Origin of the sequence: Pelotomaculum terephthalicicum JT (genome assembly GCF_022410535.1) — a bacterium.
In the GTDB taxonomy this organism is placed as follows: domain Bacteria; phylum Bacillota; class Desulfotomaculia; order Desulfotomaculales; family Pelotomaculaceae; genus Pelotomaculum_D; species Pelotomaculum_D terephthalicicum.
The window spans coordinates 1-7,772 of sequence record NZ_JAKNBL010000067.1; the positions used below are offsets into that span (position 1 = coordinate 1).

The 7,772-nt window shown below is 39.9% G+C and carries 6 protein-coding genes; all 6 read right to left on the bottom strand.

Translation table 11 applies throughout. From position 1 onward, the window contains the following. Positions 1-389: 389 nt before the first annotated feature. Positions 390-1,289, bottom strand: coding sequence for a PD-(D/E)XK nuclease family protein (locus tag L9W92_RS18140; RefSeq protein ID WP_240085151.1), 900 nt, complete (start codon positions 1,287-1,289; stop codon positions 390-392). A gap of 16 nt (positions 1,290-1,305) precedes the next feature. Continuing rightward, on the bottom strand, positions 1,306-3,492 hold the full coding sequence (locus L9W92_RS18145) for a UvrD-helicase domain-containing protein (protein ID WP_240085152.1): 2,187 nt from the start codon (positions 3,490-3,492) through the stop codon (positions 1,306-1,308). Between the two features lie 204 nt (positions 3,493-3,696). Continuing rightward, positions 3,697-5,448, bottom strand: a complete 1,752-nt coding sequence (gene dpdA / locus L9W92_RS18150; protein WP_240085153.1) for a tRNA-guanine transglycosylase DpdA — start codon at positions 5,446-5,448, stop codon at positions 3,697-3,699. 39 nt (positions 5,449-5,487) lie between these two features. After that, complete coding sequence (gene queC / locus L9W92_RS18155; protein WP_240085154.1) at positions 5,488-6,180, bottom strand: 7-cyano-7-deazaguanine synthase QueC; 693 nt, start codon at positions 6,178-6,180, stop codon at positions 5,488-5,490. A gap of 46 nt (positions 6,181-6,226) precedes the next feature. Beyond that, positions 6,227-6,922: a queuosine precursor transporter gene (locus L9W92_RS18160; protein WP_240085155.1), complete on the bottom strand. Its 696-nt coding sequence runs from the start codon at positions 6,920-6,922 to the stop codon at positions 6,227-6,229. A 181-nt stretch (positions 6,923-7,103) separates the two neighbouring features. Then, complete coding sequence (locus L9W92_RS19245; RefSeq protein ID WP_312038125.1) at positions 7,104-7,496, bottom strand: hypothetical protein; 393 nt, start codon at positions 7,494-7,496, stop codon at positions 7,104-7,106. Positions 7,497-7,772 lie beyond the last annotated feature (276 nt).

Below are 7,772 nucleotides of genomic sequence, written 5' to 3' on the forward strand. Positions count from 1 at the left end.
GTCATAGACAGTTTGTTGCCCTGGTCGGATGCATTGCCGACTGACTGCCGCATGCCCCAACATTCCTCTGGATGAGAATACCCCAAATCTTGCTTGATGTACAGGTGTGCCATATTTGACGCTTACGCAGCATGCGATTTTAGGTATTTCTGCCCTACCCCTGCTCCAAGACAGGGGAACAACCCGCGTCCCGTAATTGCGCCTCCTGCTCCATAGTCTGCAAAAAAGTCGCCTGCTTTATCACTAAATAAAGCAAACGACTTTTTTACTTTAATATATGAAAAGAAAACATAGGCACAAAACCATGTTCCTTCATGTCATAATATAGCTTTTATATAATAGCGTGCTGGGGAATCTCCCAATGCTATTTATGTATGCATATACTTTTATTATGGATGCCTCATCGGATACACCTGTCCAGAGTTTGGACAATTCCAACGCTTGTCACAAATATCGCAAGTTTCCTTCGGTGGTGTTTGGATTGGATTTGCCCATATACCAAAATCTCTTGATCTTTCAATTTCAGATACAGTATTTGCAAAGTTATTCATAGCTGTATCAACTTCAGATGCATCAAGGGTTACTTCTAATATAGCATTTCCCGGCCTACATGTAGGAGATATTGGTCCACTTAGCGAGTTCAGAAAATACAATATTGCCTTTTGTGGCATTTTTCCAGTTTGTTTGCGATAAAGCTCAGCATATACTTGCATTTGATAAATATATTGCTGATATTGTGGGTCGCCACGAGAGGGTAAATTGGTACCTTTGTAATCCCATATTTCTACAGAATCGGGATTTTCGGGGGAGATAGCAAGAACGTCCACATTACCATTTAAGATATAATCGGTTTTATCAGTTTGCAAGCGACATTCAGTATTAACTACACGGTGATATAAAGAAGGCCCTTCAATACGGTTAAAACGCTTTACAATCTCTAGTGCCTGATCTTTTACTTTTGTCCCTGCGGATATCCTCCTTGCCTTTAAAGCACTGTCAACTTCATCAAAATAGCGTTTAATATCTAAATTTGAAGGCAGTGTTCCAGCTGTGGCAGGAACAAGTAGCCCTTTATAGTGCATATGAGCTCTATCGAGGACTTGATGAATAACTGTACCATAAAATAATTGATTAGTCATCGAGGCTTCGTATTTCCTGATTTTATACAATGCATATTGTTGAGGGCAGAGTTGGTATGATAATACATCTGCGGTAATGCTATATCTTCTTTTAACTGGGGCATTGCCCTTAAATGGAAAATTCATTCCATCATAATGTGTCCAACGCATACTGTTACCCCCTCTTCTATAGAATAGTATAGTTATTCTTGAACCAAGTTCCCCCGTACTGTGAAAATGATGCCGTTTGGTTTCCTTTGCGAGAGAATTGGTTTTTTGTTGCTAATAAGACAAGGGCATTTTTTGCACGAGAATAAGTAACATAATGTAAGCGGATATCATCGTGCCAAGCTAAATCATTAATAGAGTGCACTATTGTAAAGGGAACCCTTCTAAACCTTGAAAATTCTTGCTCGATATAATGGGATTCGCTTGGTGAAACACTTCTTGACAAATTTCCAGCAAATACGAAATCAAATTCTAGACCCTTCGATTGATGAATTGTCATTAGAGGTAAATAACCTCTTGGACATATTACTTCATCATCTTCATCGTCATCCATCCCATACTGTGCCAAGTAACCACATAACGAAGTATAAAAACGAGAAACCCACCATGATTCAATACTGCTCGGATTATTAGCATCGACTTTAAGTGCACGACCGTTAAGAGATAAAAACGATTCAAACACTCTGGTTATCTTGCTAATTCTCAAATCTCTTTCTGGATTGGATTGATACTCGGAAAAAGGAGCAAATGAAATTATTCTAAATAATACGCCGGCAGCATATTCAGCAAACGATTTTTTTGGATCTGTATTTGTTTTGATAATATTTGATGACCTTGTTATATAAGTCCCCAAATCTGGATATGATGCAACCATCCCATTGAATGCATCTCTCCACCCAGAAACCATATTATACACATCGGGAAAAGCATCCTGATTAACTCCGGCTAAACCAGGATCAATAATTGAAATAAAACTCCCGAGTAATTCCTGAACCTCATTATGGTCAAGAAAAGATTTCGCTCGAGGATTATAAACTGGTATTCCGCGGGCATTCAGTGCAGAGATGTACTTCCCTGCATTACGGGAAGAATCTCTTGTACTGGGAAGAATTAACACACATTGGCAATAATCCTCAATTATATGGTGAGAAAGTAAATCATCAACCAACTCAGCAAAAGCTGCCGCCACATCTTCCATCTTATTTCCAATGATATAGCTGACAGCAGCAGGATAATCTGTTTTGCCCGGGGCCGCCTCTAACGGAGGTTTTGAGGCGATACGTGCACCCGGAATTCGCATAACGTCAAAAGATTCGATATAGCCATTGCACCAATCAATAATCATTTTATTAGAACGATGGTTCGTTTTCAGGCTAACGCTTGTTGGTATCTCTCCAAACTCTGAGGAGCATCGAGTATTAAAATTAATCATACAATCCACGGTACCGCCCCTAAACCTAAACAGAGCTTGATCATCATCTCCTACTACACAGATGTTATGAGGACTATTTGAGGCTAATTTCAGATAAATTCTTTCCTGAATTGGATTTGTATCCTGATACTCATCAACTAAGATGGCCATAATGGGCGTCTTGCCAATCCGCCCAGTGCCTGATAAAAATTCCTGACCTTGAGTGGTTTGAAGGAAATCATAAAAATGCTTCTGCAAATGTGAGAAATCACAGGCGTGTTCCGTCCTAAGATAATTTTCATAATACTCGAAGAAGCTGGCTAATTCGCTCCAGTACGATCCTGCTGATTTAACAGCAGTTAAATCAATATCATCCTCAATTATTCGATTAAAAAGGACGGAAAGTACTTTAGTCCAAATCCATAGGTTATTACTTGCCCTTTCACGTGCATCCGAAAGTACCAAAGGCCAGAAATGATCTCGAAAAGCAGTTGAATGTTCCCTTGCATATCTAGCGATATTTTGCCGGATAAACATTAGCTGTTCCGTATCATCCATCAAGCGAATATTTTGAAATGGTTCATATCTAAATTCTTGCATTATATCACTGCACAAGCTGTGCAATGTACCAATCCTTAATTGACAATAATCAATTGCAGCAATTTGCGGAAAAGCTGATGAGAGATATAACATTCCTTCTGCAATACGATTTTCAAGATTAAGAGCAGCTTTTTGTGTGTATGTAGTGACAATAATTGATAAAGGATCAATCTCGTCACAACACAAGAGTTTTAAAACCTTAACGACCAGAACTTCTGTCTTTCCTGTTCCCGGCCCAGCGATAATCCATAATGGCCCATTTGAATGCCTAATGGCAGTTGCTTGTTCGGGGTCAAATGGGTAGGTGTTTTTTGTTTCAATGGCATTTATCAATTCATCTACGGTAATCTTCATAAAATAGCCCCCAATTATATGGAATGAGCTGGATTATGCATTTAATTATAACATTGCGACTATTATATTAATGATCATGCAATGAACTATTGTCCGTGCCGGTTTTATAGCCTGTGCGAAAGCTTTAAAAATCATATAGATTCTCAGGATTACGCTGTAATTCTCTGGGCATTTTTCTTGCATCACAGGAACTGTCTTTTTATATCACTTTTTTAACTCAAGTTGATTAATTGTATCATGATAAGTGCTATCCAAGCTTCCGTACAGCATTAGCGTATTGTGGGCTCCACGGCGTTTATTTCTGTTTGAACCTCGAAATATTAGCATATGAATTCCTGCATTTTGGCAAAAAGGGCAATCGCACTTTTTCCATGGTCGATCTGCTAACGTTTTTTGGTATTTTAATCGCAAAGAACTGGCATCGCTTGATCGTGTTAAAAGCTCATCATAATCAATAACCGCATCCAACACTTCTTGAATATTGATTTCATCCCGATCAAATTGGCACAGCATTCTCATTACTTGAGATTCTTTGGCTTTTAATTGCTCTATATTTAACCCCGATTGTTCGAGACGCTTACGAGTACGCCCATCGCTCGTCATAGGAACACGCAAAGCAGCATACCATTCACCATTTCGCGCAAGATAGTTTTGATCAGAGCGAAGCCATGCCTTGCGGAAATATGAAGCACTATCAAAGCTGTCAACTTTAAGTTCTCGAAATAAACTTTGAAGTTTTGGTCTAAAAATACCAAATAAATGAACCCATGGGCGTGGTTTCAGTGATGATACAGCTGTCATAACTTTTCTTACAGTTTCTTCAACCACAGTGTCATGCATAGGGACAAGCCCACCAATGGCGAGGTACCGGTAACCCATTGAGTGGTAATCACAAGCAGTTTGCGCACATTCATCTGCATTAAGAGCTTGAATAGTTCCTACCGGTAAAAACGATACTTGGCGCTGTTTTGCGAGTTCAATAAATATTGCTGCATTCTGCTTTGTTTTTTCAACTCTAGCTATACGTTCTTCTTCACTAAGTTTTATTTTTTCACCGTTACGTTCAATAACAGGAACTGGAATGTGATCTACAGATGCCCCAAAATCAAAACCATAGAGATCATACAGGGCGAGTGCTTGTTCAACTGATATTGCGGGTTCATCTTCATTCACATAGCTAAAAGCTCCACAATCACCAAATAGTGATTGGTCATTACCAAGCCCGAACCGGCGCCGCAAATTTTTAGGAGCAAGAGAGGTAGAATCGGTCCCTACCATTCGCCTTAGAGGACCTTTTGATGTCACGTGCTGAGCGAGGCTTACAAGTATACCATCACATATTTTTTGAGGTTGCATCAAAACACAGCAATGTTTATCATTTCGTTGTTGTCGGGTTAAGTCAGAAAAACTATCCGATTCAAAATCAAAATGTTCATCGAGCAGGTCATCCCAATCAGGTAAAAAGTAGCTTACTTTCCCTGAACCAGGCTCAGGAAGCTTTGGTTTGTGCCTTTCTGGTGCTCCAGTGTTTTCAAGAAGGTTTTTAATTTGATGAAGCTTTATCCCAATAGGCCCTTCAAAAACTTCCATTTTACTTTTTAGACCACTATGTATTGCTTGTTCAACGGCAGGAAGATAGTCTTTTCCTAAAGAGAAGTGAATTTGAGAATGATCTCTTGACCATGCATTAAGTATAGATTGGCATTTTGGTGCCCATTCTAAAGCTTTCTGTTGATTCATTCGTTCATTATAGTCTTCAATATCCGTAAAACCACCGATAAGGCCGTATCTAGCGGATAATACGGCAATTGATAAGTTGTCTGGCCACTGGCGTTCTCGGAGATAACGCCGAAGAACACGGTAATAAGAACCATCGTACCTTTCTATTGCTGGAAGAAGCCCAGGAGTCTGCCGTTTTGTCTGGGAACATCCAAGTACTAAAAGTTGTTTATTCATGTAAAACTTCCTCACATTAACAATTTAGTTAATTTGCTTTCACCATTCAACTTCGATTTCGTATGGGATTGGATCAGTAAGGTTATTCTGCTTAAAAGCTTCAATCCGATTGATACATGTCGGGCATTTGCCACATGCTTTTTCTCTACCGTTATAACAACTCCAAGTTAACTCAAATGGTGTATTCAGTTTGTGACCAACAAAGACGATCTCCTGCTTTGTCTTCATTGACCAGGGGGCAAACAATGCTACTTTGAAGTAAGTGCCCACATTAATTGCTCTTCCCATAGCTTCGATGAACTCTGGAGTACAGTCAGGATAAGCATAGTTGTGAGAATCATCGGCATGAGCACCATAATATACTTCCTCAGCACCTTCGACTAAAGCTAAAGCTGCAGCCAGAGACAGTAAAATACCGTTTCTAAATGGAACATATGTAGGACTAACGCCATAGGCGTCTTGGAGTTGCTGGTAAGTCAATTCTGGATTAGATTTATCAAGGTCGATTAGAGTGCTACCAGCGCCAGCAAAGATGTTGGGGATTTCTTTGACGATATGTTTAACTCCGTAATACCTGGCAATATCGACAGCAGCTTTGACTTCTTTTTGGTGCTTTTGTCCATAAATCAATGATAGTGAAATTAAATCTCCCGAATCACGGTCTTCCAGCAAATGCGCCAGTAAAGCTGCACTGTCAAGACCGCCGGACAGCAATATAATCGCCTTTTTCATGATTCAGCAACCACCCTCCCTATCTTGATTTCTACAACTCAAGGAACTATTTTATTTTGAAGCGGAAAGGATTATAGTTTACGCCCCAGTCGAAGCTATCGATCTTTTCTACTTGCTTAAGCCGACCGACAACCAGATAGGTTAACGGGGTCACAACAATCTCATAGGCCACTTTAAAAACATACTGAGCCACCACCATCTGAATTAACACGCCACCTGGCACCAAGCCATAAAAGCTACCGGTGATGAAGATCAACATATCTACTCCTTGACCAATCACCGTTGAACCGATAGTGCGTACCCACAACAGCCGACCGCCGGTCAGCTTCTTAATAGCCGATAGGGTGGATGAATTAGAAAATTCTCCGGCCCAGTAAGCTATAAGTGAGGCAGCAACTAATCTAGGGGTCATACCGAGTACCGTAGCATAAGCATTCTGATTATGCCAGAAAGCGGGATATGGGAGGGCGATTACCACCATGAAAACCGTGGCCATAAGTAAATTGCAAGCAAATCCAATCCAAATAACCAGCCGTGTTCTTCTGTAACCATAAACCTCTGTTAACACATCACTTAAAATATATGTTACAGGAAATATTATCGCGCCAGCCGGGAGTGTCAACCCAGAAACCTGTATTAATTTGCCCGCAATAATATTACTAATAAGCAGGCATGCTACAAACAAATTAGTTATAACTAAAAAAATGGGGGTAATTCTATTGTCGCTATCTATAATATTCAATTTTCTATTCCTCCAGTTGTATTCAGTGGATTTTACATTAGCACGTTTTTGAAAGTTTTGGCATTTTTCATGCACATATCTTCGACACTTTTATCTATAAATCCTTGTTATTTCTAACTTAGCAAGCCCTAAATATAACGGAGGGGAGAGGAAATGTTTTCTTCATCCTCTTTAATTACTGCTAAACCTGTACTTTAAGCTCCTGTCGGTATTGGGCATAATGGTCGCTTAACACATACTCGATAACCCATACTTTAGGTATCCTGTAGGTACTGCGGATGAAAAAGTACTTTATATGGTTCCCGTGCAAAATCTTTCGTGCCGTGGTTTCTCCAATGCCGCCCAACATCGCTCTGAATTCATCCAGTGTAACGACATCAGGATACGGCTCAAAAAGCTGCTCGTAATATTCTTGATTTTTCACAGTCATCAACTCCTGAAAAGATTTGTCAATGGTAGGATGACTGTTACAATATTGGTTTTTGATTAATACACGTTCGTCGTTCCGACGGTAGATGGTCCGGATATCCCTCCTGAATATCCCTCCAATATCCCTCCAACGTCCAAAATTCATGTCAAAACCTCTCTTTTGAGAGAACCTTGGAGTGACGTAGGTTTCCGGGTTTTAAGTGCCGCAAACCCGCATTATACAAGGGCACTGAAAAAGTCCATTTGCAGCAATGCAGATGGACTTTTTGTCCAAAATTTTTGTCCAAAAATGGTTATAATTATTCATGAAAGAAGTTGAGTGAGCGGGGGAATCAAAAATGCTCATCGAAAATACTCAAATGAAACTTTCGCAGTACCGTAGCCTTTACGATATTGTTATCCCTGGGAACCACTTTCTCCG

Bases quoted from the DNA above. Each gene is read 5' to 3' on its own strand.
- L9W92_RS18145 (WP_240085152.1), bottom strand. From the start codon at position 3,492: ATGAAGATTACCGTAGATGAATTGATAAATGCCATTGAAACAAAAAAC.
- L9W92_RS19245 (WP_312038125.1), bottom strand. From the start codon at position 7,496: ATGAATTTTGGACGTTGGAGGGATATTGGAGGGATATTCAGGAGGGAT.
- dpdA (WP_240085153.1), bottom strand. From the start codon at position 5,448: ATGAATAAACAACTTTTAGTACTTGGATGTTCCCAGACAAAACGGCAG.
- L9W92_RS18140 (WP_240085151.1), bottom strand. From the start codon at position 1,289: ATGCGTTGGACACATTATGATGGAATGAATTTTCCATTTAAGGGCAAT.
- queC (WP_240085154.1), bottom strand. From the start codon at position 6,180: ATGAAAAAGGCGATTATATTGCTGTCCGGCGGTCTTGACAGTGCAGCT.